This window comes from Cryobacterium sp. AP27 (assembly GCF_056680495.1).
On record NZ_CM155285.1, the window covers coordinates 650,364 to 670,118 of the forward strand.

The following is a 19,755-nucleotide window of genomic DNA, read 5'->3' on the forward strand; positions in this document are numbered from 1 at the left end:
GGAAAACAATGCGAATCACGAAACGAGCGGCCACCGTTGCCCTGCTCACCGCGGCGACGGTCGTACTCACCGGCTGCTCAACGGCCGCGTCCACGGGCGACAGCGCCGCAGACTGCACCCCGGCAGACGGAAAGGTCGACCTGACGTTCACATCCTGGATCCCCGGCATCGAAGATGTCGTCAATGTGTGGAACGAGGCGAACCCCGACATCCAGGTCGCCGTACAGACCGGCCCGAACGGCAACGGCGGCACGTACGCCAACTTCTTCAACCAGCTCGAGGCCGGCAACGCGCCCGACCTCGGTCAGATCGAATACGACGCGCTGCCCAACTTCCGCGTGCAGGACGGCCTGGTCAACCTCGCCTCGTGCGCCGGAGTGATGGATGCCAAGAGCGACTTCGTCGACTGGACCTGGGGCCAGGTCAGCTTCAGCGAGGCCGACTCGGTCTACGCGATCCCGCAGGACTCCGGGCCCATGGCCATGTTCTACCGGGCCGACCTCTTCGCGGCCAACAACATCGCGATCCCCACCACGTGGGACGAGTTTGCTACCGCGGCCGAGCAGGTGCGCGCCACCGGTTCGTACATCACGAACTTCTCGCAGAGTGACATCAACCAGTTCGCCGGGCTCGTCTGGCAGGCCGGCGGAACCTGGTTCGGCAACGACGGCACCGACTGGAGTGTCGATCTCACCGACGACACCTCCATCAAGGTCGCCGAATACTGGCAGGACCTGATCGACCGCGACCTTGTGTCGACCCAGCCGCCGTGGACCACCGAGTGGGACAATGCGTACAACACTGGAGCGGCCTGGACCTGGAACTCCGCTGCCTGGGGTGCGAACTCCATTGCCAGCGGCGCCCCGGACACCGCCGGCAACTGGGCCGTGGCTCCGTCTCCGCAGTGGAACGCCGGCGATGCCGCCAGCGGCAACTGGGGTGGCTCGTCCACCGCAGTCTTCACGGGTTCGAAGCACCCGTACGAGGCAGCGAAGTTCGCTTTGTGGCTGAACAGCTCCAGTGAGTCCCTCACCATGCTCAACGAGTCGGCCAACCTGTACCCGGCCGCCAAGTCCGGTCTCGACCTGCCCGTGCTCACGGAGGGCGTGGAGTTCTATGGCAACCAGCCCATCTACGACGTCTTCGCCGAAGCGTCCCGCCAGGTTCCGTCTGGCTGGGTCTGGGGTCCGACAATGACCCAGACCTACAACGACGTGTCCGACGGATTCAAGGCCGCCGTTAGCGGCAAGGGAACCCTCGCCGAGGCGCTCACCACCGGCCAGGTCGCCACAATTGATGCCCTCAAGGCCCAGTCCATTCCCGTCAAGGAGTAGACCGTACTGATTGACTGAGTTCACGATGCTGCCCGGCGCACCCGCACCGGGCAGCATCGTCATGTCGCCGATGAACATCCGTGTCCCGATTGGAAGCACTGCCATGATCCGCCACCTCCGTGCCGCCGGCACCTCCCTCGTCCTGGACGCATCGGGTCCCGGCGCGCCCGTGATCGTGCACTGGGGAGGCGATCTGGGTGATCTTGATCCGACCGACCTGGCCACGCTAGCCGCCGCGAGCGTCCCGCCGGTCGGTCCCAGCTCCCTCGACGTTCCGGTGCGGCTGTCGCTGCTGCCGACCCTCAGCGACGGGTGGAGCGGCCGCCCGGGGATCGGCGGATTCCGTCCCGGCATCGGCCGGGCCGACCTCGCCTTTGAGCTTCTCGCCGTGCACGAGCGTGGTGCGAACACGCTGGCCATCGAACTGGTCGAGCACCAGGCATCCGTCACGGTCGTCATCGACCTCGAACTCACCGCTCAGGGCGTGCTGCGGCTGCGGCACACGCTCACCAACACCGGCACCGGGTCCTTCGAGCTGGCCGCCCTCGACGTCATCCTGCCGGTGCCCGACCGGGCCAGGGAGGTGCTCGACTTCACCGGACTGTGGAGCCACGAGCGTCGGCCGCAGCGCAGCCTGCTCGGCCACGGCCTGTGGAGCCGCGAATCCCGACACGGCCGCCCCGGCCACGACGACTCCTACCTGACGGTGGTCGGTACGCCCGGTTTCGGATTTCGGCACGGCGAGGCCTGGGCCGTGCACGAGGCCTGGAGCGGAGACAAACGGGTCTGGGCCGAGCGCAGCGCACTCGGTTACGCCGCGCTCGGGTCGGGCGAACTGCTCGAACCAGGGGAGCTGAGCGTGGCCGGCGGGGAGAACTACCGCAGCCCGTGGACCGTTGCCGTGTACTCCGACGCCGGTCTCGACGGGCTGAGCGCGCGGCTGCACCCGTGGATTCGGTCCTGGTCCACCATCGCCGGGCCGCGCCCCGTCGTGCTGAACACCTGGGAGGCCGTGTACTTCGACCACGACCTGGAGACGCTCGGTCGGCTCGTTGACGCCGCCGCGGAGGTGGGCGTGGAACGTTTCGTGCTCGACGACGGTTGGTTCTCCGGCCGTACCGACGATCAGCGTGCACTCGGCGATTGGTTCGTCGACGCGGCCAAATGGCCGCTGGGGCTGCACCCGCTGATCGAACGTGTGCACGCGGCCGGTCTCGACTTCGGACTGTGGGTGGAACCCGAGATGGTCAACCCGGACTCCGACCTCGCCAGGGCGCACCCAGACTGGCTGCTCGGTTCGGCCACTGCTCCCACCTGGCGTGGACAGCGGGTGCTGGATCTGGCGCATCCCGAGGCGTTTGCCTGGCTGCTCGAACGCCTCACCGCGCTGCTTCGCGAGTACCCCATTGCCTACCTGAAATGGGACCACAACCGTGACCTGCTCGGTGGATCGGCGCACCGGCAGACGCTGGCCCTCTACAACCTCATGGACTCCGTGCGCGGCGCACAGCCCGGACTCGAGATCGAGTCCTGTGCCTCCGGCGGCGGCCGCATCGACCTCGGCATTCTGGAGCGGGTGGACAGGGTGTGGACGAGTGACACCAACGACCCTCTCGAGCGTCAGCAGATCCAGCGCTACACGGGAGTGCTGGTTCCGCCGGAGTACCTGGGCGGGCATCTCGGTGCCGCCACCGCCCACACGACCGGGCGCACCTCCGCGCTCGGGTTCCGACTGGCCACAGCATTGTTCGGCAGCGCGGGCATCGAGTGGGACCTCACTACGGCCGCGCCGGCCGAAGTCGACCAGGTTCGCGCCTGGATCACGGTTTACAAGCAGCGACGGGCGCTCTTGCACAGCGGAGTGGTCGTGCATGCCGACGGCTCCGATCCGGCGCTTGAACTGCACGGTGTCGTGGCGCAGGACGGCTTTGCGGCGCTCTTTCAGCAGGTTGCCGTGGCCGCGCCGCACACCGCGCTGCCCGCGCCCATCCGGTTCCCCGGCCTCCGGCCCGAACGCCGCTACCGAGTACGATCGCTGCTCGTAGGTCCTGCACCGCAGACGGTGCAGGCCCTACCGCCGGCGTGGCTCGCCGCCGAGGCGGGAGAGCTGGTCCTCAGCGGCGCGGTTCTTGCCCTCGTGGGACTGCCGGCACCCCTGATCACGCCCGAACAGGCGGTCCTCTTCGCGCTTGAGGCGGTCTAGCCGGAACGGGCGGCTCAGCGTGTGGTCGTCCAGTCCAGGTTGATGATCTGCTGCAGGTAGATCCGTTCCCCGAGACCGGGGACCGACGGATTCATCGTGAGTAGCAGCTGAACCGGAATGTTGAAGCGTTGCGCAATGTCGAAGAAGGCATCGCCCTCGACAACCGTGTAGGTCATCAGTGCTCCGGCCGTGTTCGCGACCGCCGACCCGCGAGCGCCGGGCGTCGAACCGAGATCGACGGCGGGGCCCTGTGGTAGGGGAACCGGCTCGGCGTTCGGGACGAGATCGGGCACCTCGGGGTTGGGCACCAGCGCGGGTTCCGGAACGGGCTCGGCGGTGGCCGTCGGCGTTGGGGTGGGAGTCGCCGTGGGCGTGGGCGTCGCCGTTGGCGTGAACGTCACGGTCACGGCCGGCGTCGGTGTGCCGGCGCAACCGGACAGGGCCATGAGCAGTGTGGCAGCGGCCATGGTGATGCCCAGCCGTGATGTGATGCGCAGAATATTTTCCCCCCGGTGATAGTGGTCGTGCGTGACCACTCTAGGGCCCAGGAACTCGTGTCCGAGCGACCCCGTGCGGGGTCGTCAGCACTCGATGACGTTGACGGCCAAGCCGCCCTCGCTCGTTTCCTTGTATTTCGTCATCATGTCCAGGCCGGTCTGCCGCATGGTCTCGATCACCGTATCGAGCGACACGAGGTGTGTTCCATCTCCGTGCAGCGCCAACCGGGCCGCGGAGACGGCCGTCGACGATGCGATGGCATTGCGTTCGATGCAGGGAACCTGCACCAGTCCGCCGACCGGATCGCAGGTGAGGCCCAGGTGATGCTCCATGGCGATTTCGGCTGCGTTCTCCACCTGCCGGGTCGTTCCGCCAAGCACAGCGCACAGCGCGCCGGCCGCCATCGCACACGCCGATCCGACTTCCGCCTGGCAGCCGCCCTCCGCCCCGGAAATAGAGGCGTTCGCCTTCACGAGCGATCCGAGAGCCACCGCGGTGAGCAGGTATCGGCGGATGCCGGCGGCGTCCGCCCCCGGCACAAAACGCAGGTAGTAGTGGCCCACGGCCGGAATGATGCCGGCGGCGCCGTTGGTCGGTGCGGTCACCACCCGTCCGCCCGAGGCGTTCTCTTCATTCACCGCGAGCGCGAACGCATGCAGCCACTCGGTCGATGTGTCCCGGTCATGCTGGGACTGCCCGTCATATTCCTCAAGACGCATACGAACGGATGCGGCGCGACGCTTCACCTTGAGGCCACCGGGAAGAGTACCCGTCGCGGCCAATCCCGCCTCCACACACACGTGCATGGCGTGCCAAATCGCGTCGAGCCCGGCGTTGAGTTTCTCGGGTCCGTGGATCGCCTCTTCATTGCGGCGGGCCACCTCGCAGATGTCCAGACCGTGAGCGTCGCACAGGGCCAGCAGCTGAGCACTGGACGTGTAGGGGAGCGGCTGGGACGCGGCGGGCGTGGCGCCGACGCGGTCTCCGTCCTGGCGAAGAAACCCGCCCCCGATGGAGTAGAACGTCTCCTCGCGCACGGGAACGGTCTCTGAAGCGCCCCAGGCCGAAATGGTGAGGGCGTTGGGGTGGCCCGGCAGTCGGGTGCGCGGTTCGAACCTGACGTCGCTCTTCTGGATGGGAACCGTCCGACCACCGAGCAGCGTGATCGTGGCTCCCTCCGGCAGGTTCGACCACGCTCCGCGCACTCGAGCGGGATCGCAGGCCTCCGGCCGGAGACCGGTGAGACCCGCGAGAACGGCGTCGGGTGTCCCGTGGCCGAGGCCCGTGGATCCGAGGGATCCGAAGAGTGAGCATCGAACGTGCTCGACCTCGTCGAGCCGGCCGGAATCTCGCAGGCGTTCAGCGAATACGAGGGCGGCCCGCATCGGGCCAACCGTGTGGGAACTGGATGGACCGATCCCAATCGAGAAGAGGTCGAGAGCCGAGACGTACGCTGTCACGCTCCCATGTTACGTGGTGTTACGTGGTGTTGCGTTGTGCGGGGCCCGAGTCCACCGGACGCGGCCGCCGATGGGAAGGAGAAAGCCCCTCGGCCCCGAGCGCCAGGAGGCGATGTCGGGGCAGAGGGGCCTTCGAGCGGATGCTTCGTCTAGCGGTAGCGGAAGCGGGCGACCATCGGGCAGTCGAACGGGTCCCTGGCCGCCAGACCCACCTTGTTCAGGTATTCGACGACGATGCCGTACGACTCGAAGACGCCGGTTTCGGTGTACTTGATGTCGTTGGAGGCGCAGTATTCCTTGGTGATCTCCTGCGCCTTGCGCAGGTGCGGGCGGGCCATGTTCGGGAAGAGGTGGTGCTCAACCTGGTAGTTGAGGCCGCCCATGTAGGTGTCGATGAACGTTCCACCACGAATGTTGCGTGAAGTGAGCACCTGGCGGCGCAGGAAGTCCACGCGGCTCTCGGCGGGCAGCTGAGGCATGCCCTTGTGGTTCGGGGCGAATGACGCACCCATGTACACGCCGAAGACGGCGAGCTGAACACCGATGAAGGCGAAGGCGATACCGATGGGCAGGAAGAAGAAGATCACGGCGACGTACAGGGTGATGCGGGTGAGAAGCATCGAGATCTCGACCCAGCGCTTGTCCACCTTGCGGCGGCCGAAGACCGTCTTGAAGCCCTGCACGTGAAGGTTGAAGCCTTCGAACATCAAGAGGGGGAAGAAGAGATAGCCCTGCTTGCGGGTGATGAAGGAGCCCAACCAGCTGGCCTTGGCGGCGTCTTCCTCGCGAAAGACGATGAAGTCGGGCTCGATGTCGGGGTCTTTGCCGATCACGTTCGGGTTGGCGTGGTGGCGGCTGTGTTTCGTCATCCACCAGGCGTAGCTGATGCCGACGAACAGGTTGGCGAGAATGCGGCCGGCGCGATCGTTGGCCTTACCTGACTGGAAGACCGCTCGGTGCGATGCTTCATGCGCCAGAAACGCGAACTGGGTGAAGATGATGCCGAGGGCGGCCGCGATGAGCAGCTGGTACCAGGAGTCACCGAGCAGAACGAAGCCGGCAACGGCGCCGCCCGTTGCGACGATGAGGATTGAGAAGAGCATCCAGTAGAAGCCCGTGCGGCGTCCCAGGAGTCCGAGGTTGCGCACGGTGTGCAGCAGCGACGAATACTCGCTCGTGGGGTTCTTATTGTCTCCACCCGGACGGGTCCGAATGATGCGGACCGCGGGTGCGGCAGTTGCTTCCGACATGAGGCCTTTGGTGGACGTAGGACTTCTCAGCCGGGATGTGAGCAATTACTCGTGATGCAGATACCACCCAGTCTAGAGTCCGGACCCCCGTCGACACCAAGTTTTCACACACTATTCCCAGTCATCATATGCCCAAATTAGAATATATCAAGTCCCACTATCGCCAACTCGGCATCCATGTGTGCAGCTGCCAGAAAGCGAAAGACGTCTGCATCCCCGTCCAGAGCGGGTAGAAGAAAGCGCTGATCAGAATGGCTAAAACCAGGAAAATGAGGACGAGGTGGATTCCGTTTGCTCGCCGGATCGGGTCGAGCGACCGTGTCCCGGTCCCCGGGAACAGCCCTAAAATGAGCCCAATCACGCAGGTAACTCCCAGTAAGAGGTACGGCTCGAACGTGATCGTATAGAACTGGAATACGGTTCGGTTCAGGTACATGAGCCACGGCAGATAGCCGGCGACCATACCCATCATCACCAGCCCCACCTGCCATTCGCGGTAGCGGGCGAGCCGATATACGAGGTAGAACAGGGCGGCCGTGGCGGCCCACCAGATGAGCGGGTTGCCCACCGATGTGATGGCGGAAGCGCAGCTGTCGCTCGCGCAGCCGTTCTCGCCCCGACTGGATCCTTCGTAGAACATGCTGGTCGGGCGGATCATGAACAGCCAGGTGAGCGGGTTGGCCTGATAGGGATGCGGCGTCGCGAGGCCGACGTGGTACGAATAGGCGGCCACCTGATAATGCCAGAAGCTTTGCACGGTGTGCGGCACCCAGGCGAACGGCCCCGTCCACGCCGTGCCGAGCGAATCGGCCCAGGTGCGGTAGAAACCGCCGCGCGTGACGAACCAGCCCGTCCACGAGACCAGGAACGTGATGACCGCGACGGGCACCAGCAAAATGAAATTCGCGGCCGCCTGCTTGAGCACGGCGGCGCTGGCCCAGAATGACACACCGGCGCGGCGGCGGGCGAGGGCGTCGACAACCACTGTGTACACGCCGAACGCGGCGAGAAAATAGACGCCGGACCACTTGACCGAGCAGGCCAGCCCGAACGCGAGCCCGGCCGATATCAGCCACGGTCGCCACCAGAGCGTCGGGCCCCAGTGCGGATCACGCCCGGCCGCACGACTGGCATCCAGCCAGGCTCCGAGCCGGCGTTCATGCCACGGACGGTCGAGCAGAATCGCCCCGAAGCCCAGCAGGGTGAAGAACATGACCGAGTTGTCGAGCAGCGCCACCCGGGACATGACGATCGCGTGGCCGTCGATGGCGAGCAGAAAACCGGCAATCACGGCGAGCGTGAGTGAGCCGAACAGCTTCCGGGCGACGAGCATCAGGAGCGCGACGGCCAGCACGCCGACGATCACCGTGGAAATGCGCCAGCCCCAGCTGCTCCCGGGGCCGACGGCCGCCATGCCCAGCGCGATGAGCCACTTGCCGAGCGGCGGGTGCACGACGAACGACGCATCCGTCGAATAGATCTCGGTGTTTCCCCCGGCGAAGAGCTCGTCCGCGCCGGCAGGCCAGCTGGACTCGTAGCCGTTGTTGAACAACGACCAGGCATCCTTCACGTAGAAGGTCTCGTCGAAGACAAGTGAGTGGGGGTTGCCGAGGTCCCACAGCCGCAGGATCAGCGCGAGCGCGACGACACCGACGGGAGCGGCCCAGCGGACCCATCGAGAAGTTGCGAGCACCTGACCATCGTAGTGAGCGTTGCGCGTCCCGAAGCGGAGCCTGAGACAATGAGAGCATGATCATCCTCGCTGCCACGCCCATCGGGAACCTCGGGGATGCCTCCAAGCGTCTGGTCGAGGCGCTCACCACCGCGACGGTCGTCGCCTCCGAAGACACTCGGGTCACCATCCACCTGCTCAAGGCGCTCGGCATTGAGAATCGACCGCGGCTCATCAGCCTGCACGACCACAACGAACGCGGCAAGGCGGCGGAACTCGTGGAACTCGCCCGGGACACCGACCTGCTCGTGCTCAGCGATGCGGGGATGCCCACCGTATCCGACCCGGGATTCCACCTGGTTGATGCCGCTGTCGCGGCCGGAGTGGTCGTCTCCGCACTGCCCGGTCCCTCGGCCGTGCTGACCGCCCTCGCGGTGTCGGGCCTGCCCACCGACCGCTTCACGTTCGAGGGATTCCTTCCGCGCAAGCACGGCGAGCGCACCTCGGTCTTCCGTGAGCTCGCGGCCGAACGGCGCACCATGGTCTTCTTCGAATCGCCCAATCGCCTCGCGGCCAGCCTGCTCGACCTCGCCGCGGTCTTGGGCGCCGATCGTCGCGTGGTGGTCTGCCGCGAACTGACCAAGTTCTATGAAGAGGTCAAGCGCGGCACCGCGACCGAACTCGCCGAATGGGCCGCCGGCGGTGTGCGCGGTGAAATCTGCATCGTCGTCGCGGGCGCCGAGGTGCGGGTGCTGGACCTCAGCGACGGTGTGGCCGAGGTGATCGCCCTCGTGGCCACCGGCATCCGGTTGAAGGACGCCACGGCAGATGTCTCGGCCGCGAGCGGGCTGAGCAAGCGTGACCTGTACGAGGCGGCCCTGCAGCAGAAGGAGTCGAAGCCGCCGCGTTCGCCGCGCTGACGGGCGATGGCGGCCGCAATCTGAGCAGGAACGGTCGAGTTGAGTAATACTCGCTGTTAACTCCGACAGTAAGTCGGAGGGTTGTCGACCACCTGGAGGCGCGAAATGCCGCGTGCTGTCAATTTCTCCCGCTACGGGGGACCGGAGGTGCTGCAGGTCGTCGAGACGCCCGTTCCCGTTCCCGGCCCCGGCGAAGTCGTCGTGCAGGTCATGGTCGCCGGGCTGAACCCCATCGAGACCAGCATCCGAGAGGGCCGCCTGCAGGCAGAACGGCCCGTCCGCTTTCCGGCGGGGCAAGGGAGCGACTTCGCCGGCGTGATCTCACGGGTCGGCGAGGGGGTTGTCGACTGGCACGTGAACGATTCGGTGCTCGGCCACGCCCCGCAGGGCGCCCAGTCGGAGTTCGTACTGGTGAGCCCCGGCAACATCATTGCCAAACCGGAGGGGCTGTCGTGGGAAATCGCGGGCAGCCTGTTCGTCGCCGCTGCGAGCGCCTGGCAGGCCGTGCAGGACGTGAACCCGGGCCCCGGTCGCACCGTGCTCGTGCACGCGGCGGCCGGGGGCGTGGGCATCATCGCCGCGCAGCTCGCCAAACGCCGCGGCGCGACCGTGATCGGCACCGCGAGCCGGGAGAGTTTTGATCGACTGCGCCAGATCGGCGTCATCCCGGTCGAATACGGCGCGGGCCTGCCCGAGGAATTGCGGAAGATCGCGCCGCACGGCGTCGACGCGGAACTCGAGCATGTGACGGACCCGGCCCTGGCGAACGTGGACTCCGCCGACAACGTCGCACTTACCCGCATCGCGCAGATGATCGCGGATCGCCAGATCACCATCCCCGTCGCTGCCATTTACCCCCTGGAGGATGTCGAACTCGCCTATCGGGAACTCGAAGCCGGCCATGCCCACGGCAAGATCGTTCTCAGCATGGATCCGGTTGATTACTCGCACCAGAAGGTGCGTGGCGTCGACATTCGGGAGACGGAAGCGACCAGGGACGCCCCCGACCGTCGATCGGGGCCGCCGGCCCACGAGGTGCTGCCCCCGGTCTTCGGACACCGGCATCGATCGACCGATCCCACCGCCGGTGGGTGACGTCCGGCGGTCGTCGACTTTCGTCACACGGCGAGCGATGGCGCCTCGCGCACATAGGATGTGAGAATGTCCGACGGCTCTTCTTTCTACATCACCACGCCCATTTTCTACGTGAATGATGTCCCGCACATCGGGCACGCATACACAGAGGTGGCCGCAGACGTGCTCGCCCGCTGGCACCGCCAGTCGGGTGACAACGCGTGGCTGCTCACCGGAACAGACGAGCACGGGCAGAAAATCCTGCGCACGGCCACCGCCAACGGCGTCTCGCCGAAGGAGTGGGCCGACCGCCTGGTCGAGACCGCGTGGAAGCCCCTGCTCGAAACGGTGAACATCGCCAACGACGACTTCATCCGCACCACCGACGAACGCCACGAGGTCAACGCTCAGAAATTCCTGCAGCACCTGCAGACCGAGGGCCACATCTACACCGGCGAGTACGAGGGCTACTACTGCGTGGGCTGCGAGGAATACAAGCCCACCTCGGATCTCGTCGATGGAACCGGGGACGACGCCGGTGTTCTGGTGTGTGCGATCCACTCCAAGCCGGTCGAACTGCTGCATGAGAAGAACTACTTCTTCAAAATGAGCGCCTTCGCCGATCAGCTCCTGGCTCTCTACGAGGAGAACCCCGACTTCGTGCAGCCGGAATCCGCGCGCAATGAGGTCATCTCCTTCGTCAAGCGCGGGCTGAGCGACCTGTCGATCTCCCGCTCGAGCTTCGACTGGGGCATCAAGGTGCCCTGGGACGAAAGTCACGTCGTGTACGTCTGGTTCGACGCGCTCCTGAACTACATCACCGCCGCCGGATACGGGCAGGATGACGAGGCCTTCGCGAGCCGCTGGCCGGCCACGCACATCGTCGGCAAAGACATCCTCCGATTCCACGCCGTCATCTGGCCGGCCATGCTCATGGCCGCGGGCATCGAGGTGCCCAAGCAGGTCTTCGGCCACGGCTGGCTGCTCGTCGGTGGCGAGAAGATGAGCAAGTCCAAGCTCACCGGGATCGCACCGAGCCAGATCACCGACACGTTCGGCTCCGACGCGTTCCGCTATTACTTCATGCGCGCCATCAGCTTCGGCCAGGACGGGTCTTTCTCCTGGGAAGACCTGTCGGCCCGGTACCAGTCCGAACTCGCGAACGGTTTCGGCAACCTGGCCTCCCGCGTCATCGCGATGGTGCTGCGCTACTGCGACGGGACCGTTCCCGTTGGCGGGCCGCAGAGCGACGCCGACGCCGGCATCCGCGCCACGGAACGGCGCGCGACGGATGCCGCCGCGTCGGCCATCGATCGCCTCGCGATCCATGAGGCGGTCTCCGCCGTCTGGGAGCTGGTTGACGAGCTCAACGGCTACATCACGCTGCAGGAACCGTGGGCTCTGGCCAAGGACCCCGCCAGCCGTGAGCGCCTCGAGACGGTGCTGCACACCTCCGTTCGCGGCCTCGGCACCCTCGCCGTGCTGCTCTCGCCGGTGATTCCCCTCGCCACCGCGAAGCTCTGGACCGCCCTCGGCGGCGCGGGCGCTCTCGCCGACCAGCGCGTCGACCGTGCCTGGGAGTGGACGGGCGGCGCGCAGGTGTCGGCGCTCGAGCCGCTCTTCCCCCGGATCGAGTCGACCGTTGGGTAACGACGCCGCACCGATTCGGCAGCGGGACAAGGGGGCCGGGCGCGACCTGAGCTACCCGCCCCTGCCCGAACCGCTGTCGGTTCCGGTGTACGACAACCACACGCACCTCGAGATCGCTGACGGGGAGAACCCGCTCAGCTACACCGAGCAGCTCGACCGCGCCTCCACCGTGGGTGTGCGCGGCGTCATCCAGGTCGGTGGCGACCGGGAAACCTCGCGCTGGTCTGCGGACATGGCCCTGATCGAACCCCGGATGCTCGCCGCCGTGGCGATCCACCCGAATGAGGCCCCGGTCTACGCGGCATCAGGCACCCTCGACGACGCGATCGCCGAGATCAGCGAGCTCGCCGCGCGCCCACGGGTGGTGGCCGTCGGCGAAACGGGGCTGGACTTTTTCCGCACCGAGGAACCCGGGCACGCCACGCAGTACCGCTCGTTCGAGGCGCACATCGAGATCGCCAAACAGAACAGCCTGGCCCTGCAGATTCATGATCGCAACGCCCACGCCGAGGTTATCGCCACGCTGCTGCGGGTGGGGGCCCCCGAGCGCACCGTCTTCCATTGCTTCTCCGGCGATGCCGAAATGGCCAGGATCTGCGCCGAGCACGGCTGGTACATGTCGTTCGCCGGCAATGTCACGTTCGGCAACGCCCACGACCTGCGCGCCGCGCTCGCCGTCGCCCCGCGCAGCCTGCTGCTGGTCGAGACCGATGCCCCGTTCCTCACGCCGATGCCCTACCGCGGTCGCCCGAACGCCCCGTACCTGCTGCCGAACACCCTGCGGATGATGGCCAACCACCTCGAAACGGACGTCTCCCTCCTGTCTGCTCAAATCACCTCGAACACCGAGCTCGTCTACGGGCGTTGGGACGCCGAGCCGGTCACCGCGGCGCACGACGCCGACCGCTCCGACGCCCAGCCGACCGGCGGTCTGGCGTGACCGCCGAGCCCGGCCAGGACGCCGTTCCGGACAAGGCGCCGCAGAAGCTCCTCGGCCCCGCCGAGATCCGCGACCTCGCCGAGATGCTCGGCGTCAACCCGACCAAGAAGCTGGGCCAGAACTTCGTCATTGACGGCAACACCGTGCGCCGGATTGTGCGTGTCGCGAGCGTCGCCGCCGACGACGTGGTCGTCGAGGTCGGGCCGGGACTCGGCTCCCTGACGCTCGGCATACTCGAGACCGGGGCAAGCGTCGTGGCCGTCGAGATCGACGATCGCCTCGCCGAGCAGCTTCCTCTGACCGTCGAACTCATGCAGCCGGGTGCGAACCTCACCGTCATCCGAGCGGACGCCCTGAAGATCGCGTCGCTGCCGCATGATCCGACCCGGCTCGTGGCCAATCTGCCCTACAATGTGTCCGTGCCCGTGCTCCTGTACCTGCTGGAGAATTTCTCGTCGATCCACGCCGGTGTCGTCATGGTTCAGGCCGAAGTCGGGGAACGCCTCGCGGCGCCTCCCGGCAGCAAGGTCTACGGCAGCCCGAGCGTGAAGGCCGCCTGGTACGGTGCCTTTCGCACCGCCGGGAAGGTGAGCCGCCAGGTGTTCTGGCCGGTCCCAAACGTGGACTCGATTCTGGTCGCGTTCGAACGACGCGCCGAGCCGCTGGAAACCGAGGACCTGCGCCTTGCGACCTTCGCGCTGGTTGACGCCGCGTTCCAGCAGCGCCGCAAGATGCTGCGGCAGTCCCTGTCGGGGGTGCTCGGAGATTCGGCGACGGCATCCGCTCTCATGCAGCAAGCCGGCATCGACCCGACGACCCGCGGCGAACAGCTCACCGTGCACGACTTCCTCGCCGTCGCGCGCGCCTGGGTGGACACCCCGACGAGTTGAACGCACGACGCCGGGTCGAGGGGACCTCGCGGGCTGGGCTAGGTTAAGAGCATGACGACGACGGCCGGCACCCAGGTTGTGCACGCGCGCGCGCCGGGCAAGATCAACGTCTTCCTGAAGGTCGGTGCCGTTCGCGACGACGGCTACCACGAACTCGCGACCGCCTTCCAGGCCGTGTCGCTGAGCGAAGAGGTACGCGCCCAGGCGGCCAGTGACTTCTCCGTCACGTTCACCGGCTCCGTTGACACCTCCGGCCTCTCCACCGACGGAACCAACCTCGCCATCAAGGCCGCCCGCGCACTCGCCCGCAAGACCGGGTACCGCGGGGGAGTACACCTGGACATTGAGAAGAACGTCCCCATCGCGGGCGGAATGGGCGGCGGCTCGGCGGATGCCGCGGCCACCCTCCTCGCCTGCGACGCCCTGTGGGGCACGAACGCGAGCAAAGACGAACTGCTCGCCATCGGCGCGAAGCTCGGGGCCGACGTGCCGTTCGCCATCACCGGCGGCACCGCGATCGGCACCGGGCGCGGCGACCAGCTGAGTCCGGCCCTGGCCAAGGGCAAATTCCAGTGGGTGCTCGCGCTGGCCGAATTCGGCATCTCAACCCCGGCGGTCTACAGCGAACTGGACCGTCACCGCGACCGCCACGCCCAGGACATCTTTCCGGCCGAGGTGCAGCCGACCGTCGACTCCAACGTTCTGCTGGCCCTGCGCGCCGGCGACCCGCACATGCTCGCCGACGCACTGCACAACGACCTGCAGGCGCCGGCGCTTCACCTCGCACCCGGGCTCGGCAGCGTCATTCAGCTCGGCGAGGAGAACGGTGCCCTCGCCGGAATCATCTCCGGATCCGGCCCGACGGTCGCCTTCCTCGTCGCCGATGCCGACAGTGCGCTCGAACTACAGGTCGCCCTCTCCGCGTCCCGGCTTCGGGTCGTGCGGGCAACCGGGCCCGTGCACGGCGCCCGCCTCATCAACGACTGAGCCGTCGCCCGACAGGACCTCCTCCGCCGTCACATCCCGGGCGTCGCTTTCGTGACGTAAACTCGGAGGCTATGGCACATTTGCTCGGGGCTGAGTCCCTTCACCTTGAATTTCCCACCCGCGTCATCTTTGACAGCGTCACCGCCGGACTGAACGAAGGCGACCGTATTGGGGTCGTCGGCCGCAACGGCGACGGCAAGTCCACCCTCATGCGGCTGCTGGCCGGCCGCATGGAGCCCGACGAGGGGCGCGTCACGCGTCGTCGCGGCGTCACCATCGGAATGCTCGACCAGGCCGACGACCTCGCCTCCGGCCAGACCGTCGGCCACACCATTGTCGGCAGCATCGAGGAGCACGTCTGGGCGGGTGACTCCAAGGTCCGCGATGTCATCGGCGGACTGGTCCGCGACATCCCGTGGGACGCGCTCGTCGACGACCTGTCCGGTGGCCAACGCCGTCGTGTCGCCCTCGCCGCGGTGCTCATCGGCGACTACGACGTGATCTTCCTGGATGAGCCCACCAACCACCTGGACGTGGAGGGCATCTCCTGGCTCGCCGGCCACCTCAAGACCCGCTGGGCCGCGAACTCCGGCGGGCTCGTGGTCGTCACACACGACCGGTGGTTCCTCGACGAGGTGTGCAACATGACCTGGGAGGTGCACGACCGCCTGATTGAGCCTTTCGAGGGCGGCTACGCCGCATACATCCTGCAGCGCGTCGAGCGCGACCGGATGAGCTCCGTGGTCGAGGCCAAGCGTCAGAACCTGATGAAGAAGGAACTGGCCTGGCTGCGCCGCGGCGCCCCCGCACGCACCGCGAAGCCCAAATTCCGCATCGACGCGGCCAATGAGCTGATTGAGAACGAGCCGCCGCCCCGCGACACGGTCTCGATGCAGTCGATGGCCATGCAGCGCCTCGGCAAGGACGTCGTCGACCTCATCGACATCACGGTCACCTTCCCGGTGAAGGGCGACGACTCCGCCGTGAAGACCGTGCTGAACGACATCACCTGGCGCATCGCGCCGGGGGAGCGCACCGGTATCATGGGCGTGAACGGTGCAGGCAAGAGCACCCTGCTCGGCCTCGTCGCCGGCACGCTGGCCCCCACGAGCGGAACGGTCAAGCGCGGCAAGACCATCAAGGTCGCCGTGCTCACCCAGCAGCTCTTCGAACTCGAGCACATCCTGAACGACAAGGTCAGTGAGGTCATCGGGCGGCAGAAGACGAGCTACATGGCCGGAGGCAAGGAAATCACCCCCGGCCAGATGCTGGAGCGGATGGGCTTCATGAGTGCCCAGCTCTCGACCAGGGTCAAGGAACTCTCCGGTGGGCAGAAGCGCCGCCTCCAGCTCCTGCTGATCGTGCTCGACGAGCCCAATGTGCTCATCCTCGACGAGCCCACCAACGACCTCGACACGGACATGCTCGCGGCCATGGAAGACCTGCTGGACTCCTTTCCCGGCACGCTGCTGGTGGTTTCGCACGACCGGTACCTGATTGAGCGCGTCACGGACAATCAGTATGCGGTCATGGACGGCGGCTTCCGCCACCTTCCCGGCGGAGTGGATCAGTACCTTGAGGTGCGTCGCAAGGCTGTCGCCGGTCCGGCGTCGGGCTCCCCGGCGGATGCCTCCGGTCCGGCCAAGCGCAAGCCCAACATCGGCGGCGCCGCACTGCGCAATGCGCAGAAGGAAATCGGCTCGATCGACCGCAAGGTGGTCAAGCTGCAGGAACGCATTGCCGTCAAACACGAGAAGCTGGCGTCGCACGACCAATCCGACTTTGCCGGCCTGAGTGAGCTCGGCGTGAAGTTGAGCGAACTCGAAGCCACGATCGCGGATCTGGAAACCCGCTGGGTCGAACTTACTGAGCTGATCGAGGGGTAAGTCGCAGGTTCTGTGACGGAGTATGTCGGAGGCCAATGCGAGGCGCAGCTTCGGCGGATATCGTTGAAGGGCGCCTCGCAGAGCTGCGGCACACACCCACCCCCATTGAACCGGGGTTGTCCTGTGCCCGAAATCGGACGGTTTTTCGGTCCCTGCCCATTCGGCCCACGACGGCCGACCGGCTCTCTGCGGCGTGCGCGCACACACCCCACCGCGAAAAGGATCTGCACCCGTGAAGAAAAACCCCCGAATCAAGAAGTCCCTGCTCGCCGCTCTCACGGTGGTACCGCTCGTTGCCCTGCTGGCCGGCTGTGCCGGCGCCTCGGGCGAGACCGCCACCGGCACCGACGGTGACGCCATCAAAATCGGCGTCGTTGGGGCGAGCGACCCGTACTGGGACGTATACACCGAGGCGGCAGCTGCCGACGGCATCGAGATCGAGATTGTCGACTTCGCGCAGTACCCGCAGGTGAACCCGGCCCTCGCCGCCGGTGAGGTCGACCTCAACCAGTTCCAACACATTGTCTACCTCGCCGAGTACAACGAGGCGAGCGGCGAAGATCTGGCTCCGATCGGCGCCACGGCGATCTACCCCCTCGGCCTCTACTCCTCGCAGTACAGCAGCGTTGACGACATCGAGAAGGGAGACACCGTCGCCGTGCCCGACGACGACAGTAACCAGGCGCGTGCGCTGGTCATCCTGCAGTCCAACGGCCTCATCCAGCTGACCGATGGCGGGTCGATCTTCTCCAGCCTCGACGACGTTGACGAGAAGGCGTCGAAGGTCAAGGTCACGGCGCTCGATGCCTCGCTCACCGCGAGCTCGCTGCCCGACGTTGCCGCCGCCATCATCAACAACGACTTCGCCGACAAGGCCGGACTGAAGTTCTCCGACGCCATCGCCACCGACGATGCGGGCGACCCGCAGGCGTTGCCCTACGTGAACGTGTTCGCTTCGCGGGCCGAGGACAAGGACAACAAGACCTTCCAGAAGCTCGTTGAGATCTACCAGACCACCACGGCCGTGCAGGATGGCGTGTTCGCTGTCTCCGGCGACACCGCCGAAATGGTGACCACCCCGGTCGCCGACCTGGTCGAGTCGCTCGCCACGGTCCAGGCCGACATCAAGGCCGCCCAGTAGGCATCCGCGTCACGACGGCGCGGTCCGGGGAGCATCGGCCCCGGACCGCGTCGTGACGCCCGGGCGCTATCACGGCACGTACACGCAGAATCGAAATGAGCGGGACAAAAAGGATGGCTGTAGTCAGTCTGCGCAATGTGGGAAAGGTCTACCCGCCCACGACCAAGGACGGAACGAGCGTCACGGCGATCGACGGGGTGAGCCTCGACGTCGATGCCGGCGACATTTACGGCATCATCGGGTATTCCGGTGCCGGCAAGAGCACCCTGGTGCGCCTCGTCAACGCGCTCGAACGTTCCACCTCGGGCGAGATCTGGGTGAACGGGCAAAACATCGCCGCGCTGCGGGAGCGCGACTTGCGCACGGTGCGCCTCGGCATCGGCATGATCTTCCAACAGTTCAACCTGCTCGGCTCCCGAACCGTGGCCCGCAACGTGGCCTACCCGCTCGAGGTAGCCGGCCATCCCAAGGAGCAGCGCGCCGCACGCGTGGCCGAACTGCTCGAATTCGTCGGCCTCGCCGACAAGGCCGGTTCCTTCCCCGACCAGCTCTCCGGCGGGCAGAAGCAGCGGGTGGGAATCGCCCGCGCCCTCGCCACGCAACCGAGCATCCTCCTCGCCGACGAGGCGACGAGCGCGCTCGACCCGGAAACCACCCACGAGGTGCTCGCGCTGCTCAAACGCGTGAATGCGGAGTTCGGCGTCACCATCATCGTGATCACCCACGAAATGGATGTCATCCAGACCATTGCGACCAAGGTCGCCGTGATGGACCAGGGCAAGGTCATCGAGCGCGGACCCGTCTTCGACGTGTTCTCGAACCCGCAGGCAGCTGCATCCGCTCGGTTCGTCTCGACCGTGGTCAAGGGCGTTCCGTCGCCCGGCGAACTCACCGTGCTGCGTGAACGGCATGCCGGGCGGATCGTGACGTTCGCGTTCCGAGACCGAGCGGTCGATCAGAAGGCCGTCTTCGGCGAGCTCGGGGCGGCCGGGGTGACGTTCGAGGTCGTCTACGGCGGCATCAACGAGATTCAGGGACGCCCGTTCGGGCATCTCACCCTCGCCCTCACCGGCGCGGACCCGGCCATCGACCGGGTACTCGCCCACGTCCGAACGCTCACAACCGTGACGGAGGTGCGCTGAGATGGATGCGCTCATCCACCTGCTGCCCGAACTCTGGACGGCCACCTACGAGACCCTCTACATCGTCGCGCTCACCCTGCTCTTCGGCGGCCTCGGCGGGCTGCTCGTGGGCCTCGGGCTCTACCTCACCCGCGCCGGCAGCATTCTTGAGAACAAGTCACTGTTCTTCGTGCTCAACCTGCTGGTCAACTTCATCCGTCCGATTCCGTTCATCATCTTCCTCGCGGCCGCTCAACCGCTCGCCCGGGCCGTCACCGGCAGCGGCATCGGAAACAACGCGATCATCTTCACCATCGCCCTTGCGGCTTCCTTCGCCATGGCACGCATCGTGGAACAGAACCTGCTCACCGTGACGCCCGGCGTGATCGACGCGGCCCGCAGCGTCGGCGCCGGTCCGCTCCGCATCATCTTCACGGTGCTGCTCCCCGAAGCGCTCGGACCGCTGATTCTCGGCTACACCTTCATCTTCGTCGCGCTCGTGGACATGTCGGCGGTCGCCGGCTACGTCGGCGGCGGCGGCCTGGGAAACTTCGCCCTGCAATACGGCTACCGCCAGTTCAACCCGATCGTCACCTGGGCGGCGGTCCTGCTGATCATCATTCTTGTTCAGTTCGTGCAATTCTTCGGCAACTGGCTCGCCCGCAAGGCGCTGCGCCGCTAGCACGTATCGGGCACCGGCAGTGGATTCTGACGGTCGGCGATTAGCAT

Annotated in this window: 16 protein-coding genes; 12 read left to right on the forward strand and 4 right to left on the reverse strand. The window is 66.5% G+C overall.

The window, feature by feature from the left end; genetic code table 11:
• The first annotated feature begins 8 nt into the window (after positions 1–8).
• Positions 9–1,334, forward strand: coding sequence for an ABC transporter substrate-binding protein (locus AC1MB9_RS02995; protein WP_479963564.1), 1,326 nt, complete (start codon positions 9–11; stop codon positions 1,332–1,334).
• 10 nt (positions 1,335–1,344) lie between these two features.
• Positions 1,345–3,537 carry an alpha-galactosidase gene (locus tag AC1MB9_RS03000; protein WP_479963565.1) on the forward strand — a complete coding sequence of 731 codons (2,193 nt, stop codon included), beginning with the start codon at positions 1,345–1,347 and terminating at the stop codon, positions 3,535–3,537.
• Between the two features lie 14 nt (positions 3,538–3,551).
• On the opposite strand, the gene AC1MB9_RS03005 is transcribed toward AC1MB9_RS03000, so the two are convergent.
• The 4 genes from AC1MB9_RS03005 to AC1MB9_RS03020 all read right to left on the reverse strand — a co-directional run bounded on the left by AC1MB9_RS03005 (position 3,552) and on the right by AC1MB9_RS03020 (position 8,438).
• A complete protein-coding gene (locus AC1MB9_RS03005) occupies positions 3,552–4,004 on the reverse strand; it encodes a LysM peptidoglycan-binding domain-containing protein (RefSeq protein WP_479963566.1) in 453 nt (150 codons plus the stop codon).
• Between the two features lie 114 nt (positions 4,005–4,118).
• The gene (locus AC1MB9_RS03010) at positions 4,119–5,495 is read right to left on the reverse strand and encodes an L-serine ammonia-lyase (RefSeq protein WP_479963567.1); all 1,377 of its coding nucleotides are present in this window, start codon (positions 5,493–5,495) and stop codon (positions 4,119–4,121) included.
• A gap of 149 nt (positions 5,496–5,644) precedes the next feature.
• The gene (locus AC1MB9_RS03015) at positions 5,645–6,745 is read right to left on the reverse strand and encodes a fatty acid desaturase family protein (protein ID WP_479963568.1); all 1,101 of its coding nucleotides are present in this window, start codon (positions 6,743–6,745) and stop codon (positions 5,645–5,647) included.
• A gap of 157 nt (positions 6,746–6,902) precedes the next feature.
• Positions 6,903–8,438 carry a dolichyl-phosphate-mannose--protein mannosyltransferase gene (locus AC1MB9_RS03020; RefSeq protein ID WP_479963569.1) on the reverse strand — a complete coding sequence of 512 codons (1,536 nt, stop codon included), beginning with the start codon at positions 8,436–8,438 and terminating at the stop codon, positions 6,903–6,905.
• 56 nt (positions 8,439–8,494) lie between these two features.
• Between AC1MB9_RS03020 and rsmI the strand changes: the two genes are divergently transcribed.
• The 10 genes from rsmI (at position 8,495) to AC1MB9_RS03070 (ending at position 19,708) form a co-directional block, all read left to right on the forward strand.
• On the forward strand, positions 8,495–9,337 hold the full coding sequence (gene rsmI, locus AC1MB9_RS03025) for a 16S rRNA (cytidine(1402)-2'-O)-methyltransferase (protein ID WP_479963570.1): 843 nt from the start codon (positions 8,495–8,497) through the stop codon (positions 9,335–9,337).
• A gap of 105 nt (positions 9,338–9,442) precedes the next feature.
• Complete coding sequence (locus AC1MB9_RS03030) at positions 9,443–10,432, forward strand: NADP-dependent oxidoreductase (protein ID WP_479963571.1); 990 nt, start codon at positions 9,443–9,445, stop codon at positions 10,430–10,432.
• A gap of 66 nt (positions 10,433–10,498) precedes the next feature.
• Complete coding sequence (gene metG, locus AC1MB9_RS03035) at positions 10,499–12,061, forward strand: methionine--tRNA ligase (protein WP_479963572.1); 1,563 nt, start codon at positions 10,499–10,501, stop codon at positions 12,059–12,061.
• The gene (locus AC1MB9_RS03040; protein ID WP_479963573.1) at positions 12,054–13,001 is read left to right on the forward strand and encodes a TatD family hydrolase; all 948 of its coding nucleotides are present in this window, start codon (positions 12,054–12,056) and stop codon (positions 12,999–13,001) included. The genes metG and AC1MB9_RS03040 overlap by 8 nt, the downstream gene beginning before the upstream one ends.
• Before the next feature lie 83 nt (positions 13,002–13,084).
• Positions 13,085–13,891: a 16S rRNA (adenine(1518)-N(6)/adenine(1519)-N(6))-dimethyltransferase RsmA gene (rsmA, locus tag AC1MB9_RS03045; protein ID WP_479964568.1), complete on the forward strand. Its 807-nt coding sequence runs from the start codon at positions 13,085–13,087 to the stop codon at positions 13,889–13,891.
• Positions 13,892–13,942: 51 nt separating this feature from the next.
• Positions 13,943–14,878, forward strand: a complete 936-nt coding sequence (locus AC1MB9_RS03050; protein ID WP_479963574.1) for a 4-(cytidine 5'-diphospho)-2-C-methyl-D-erythritol kinase — start codon at positions 13,943–13,945, stop codon at positions 14,876–14,878.
• A gap of 71 nt (positions 14,879–14,949) precedes the next feature.
• A complete protein-coding gene (locus AC1MB9_RS03055; protein ID WP_479963575.1) occupies positions 14,950–16,764 on the forward strand; it encodes an ABC-F family ATP-binding cassette domain-containing protein in 1,815 nt (604 codons plus the stop codon).
• Positions 16,765–16,996: 232 nt separating this feature from the next.
• Positions 16,997–17,905 carry a MetQ/NlpA family ABC transporter substrate-binding protein gene (locus AC1MB9_RS03060; protein WP_479963576.1) on the forward strand — a complete coding sequence of 303 codons (909 nt, stop codon included), beginning with the start codon at positions 16,997–16,999 and terminating at the stop codon, positions 17,903–17,905.
• A gap of 113 nt (positions 17,906–18,018) precedes the next feature.
• Positions 18,019–19,047, forward strand: a complete 1,029-nt coding sequence (locus AC1MB9_RS03065; protein WP_479963577.1) for a methionine ABC transporter ATP-binding protein — start codon at positions 18,019–18,021, stop codon at positions 19,045–19,047.
• 1 nt (position 19,048) lies between these two features.
• Positions 19,049–19,708, forward strand: a complete 660-nt coding sequence (locus AC1MB9_RS03070) for a methionine ABC transporter permease (protein ID WP_479963578.1) — start codon at positions 19,049–19,051, stop codon at positions 19,706–19,708.
• The last annotated feature ends 47 nt before the right edge of the window (positions 19,709–19,755 follow it).

Bases quoted from the DNA above. Each gene is read 5' to 3' on its own strand.
- metG (WP_479963572.1), top strand. From the start codon at position 10,499: ATGTCCGACGGCTCTTCTTTCTACATCACCACGCCCATTTTCTACGTG.
- AC1MB9_RS02995 (WP_479963564.1), top strand. From the start codon at position 9: ATGCGAATCACGAAACGAGCGGCCACCGTTGCCCTGCTCACCGCGGCG.
- AC1MB9_RS03055 (WP_479963575.1), top strand. From the start codon at position 14,950: ATGGCACATTTGCTCGGGGCTGAGTCCCTTCACCTTGAATTTCCCACC.
- AC1MB9_RS03070 (WP_479963578.1), top strand. From the start codon at position 19,049: ATGGATGCGCTCATCCACCTGCTGCCCGAACTCTGGACGGCCACCTAC.
- AC1MB9_RS03030 (WP_479963571.1), top strand. From the start codon at position 9,443: ATGCCGCGTGCTGTCAATTTCTCCCGCTACGGGGGACCGGAGGTGCTG.
- AC1MB9_RS03065 (WP_479963577.1), top strand. From the start codon at position 18,019: ATGGCTGTAGTCAGTCTGCGCAATGTGGGAAAGGTCTACCCGCCCACG.
- AC1MB9_RS03005 (WP_479963566.1), bottom strand. From the start codon at position 4,004: ATGGCCGCTGCCACACTGCTCATGGCCCTGTCCGGTTGCGCCGGCACA.
- rsmI (WP_479963570.1), top strand. From the start codon at position 8,495: ATGATCATCCTCGCTGCCACGCCCATCGGGAACCTCGGGGATGCCTCC.
- AC1MB9_RS03015 (WP_479963568.1), bottom strand. From the start codon at position 6,745: ATGTCGGAAGCAACTGCCGCACCCGCGGTCCGCATCATTCGGACCCGT.
- AC1MB9_RS03050 (WP_479963574.1), top strand. From the start codon at position 13,943: ATGACGACGACGGCCGGCACCCAGGTTGTGCACGCGCGCGCGCCGGGC.
- rsmA (WP_479964568.1), top strand. From the start codon at position 13,085: ATGCTCGGCGTCAACCCGACCAAGAAGCTGGGCCAGAACTTCGTCATT.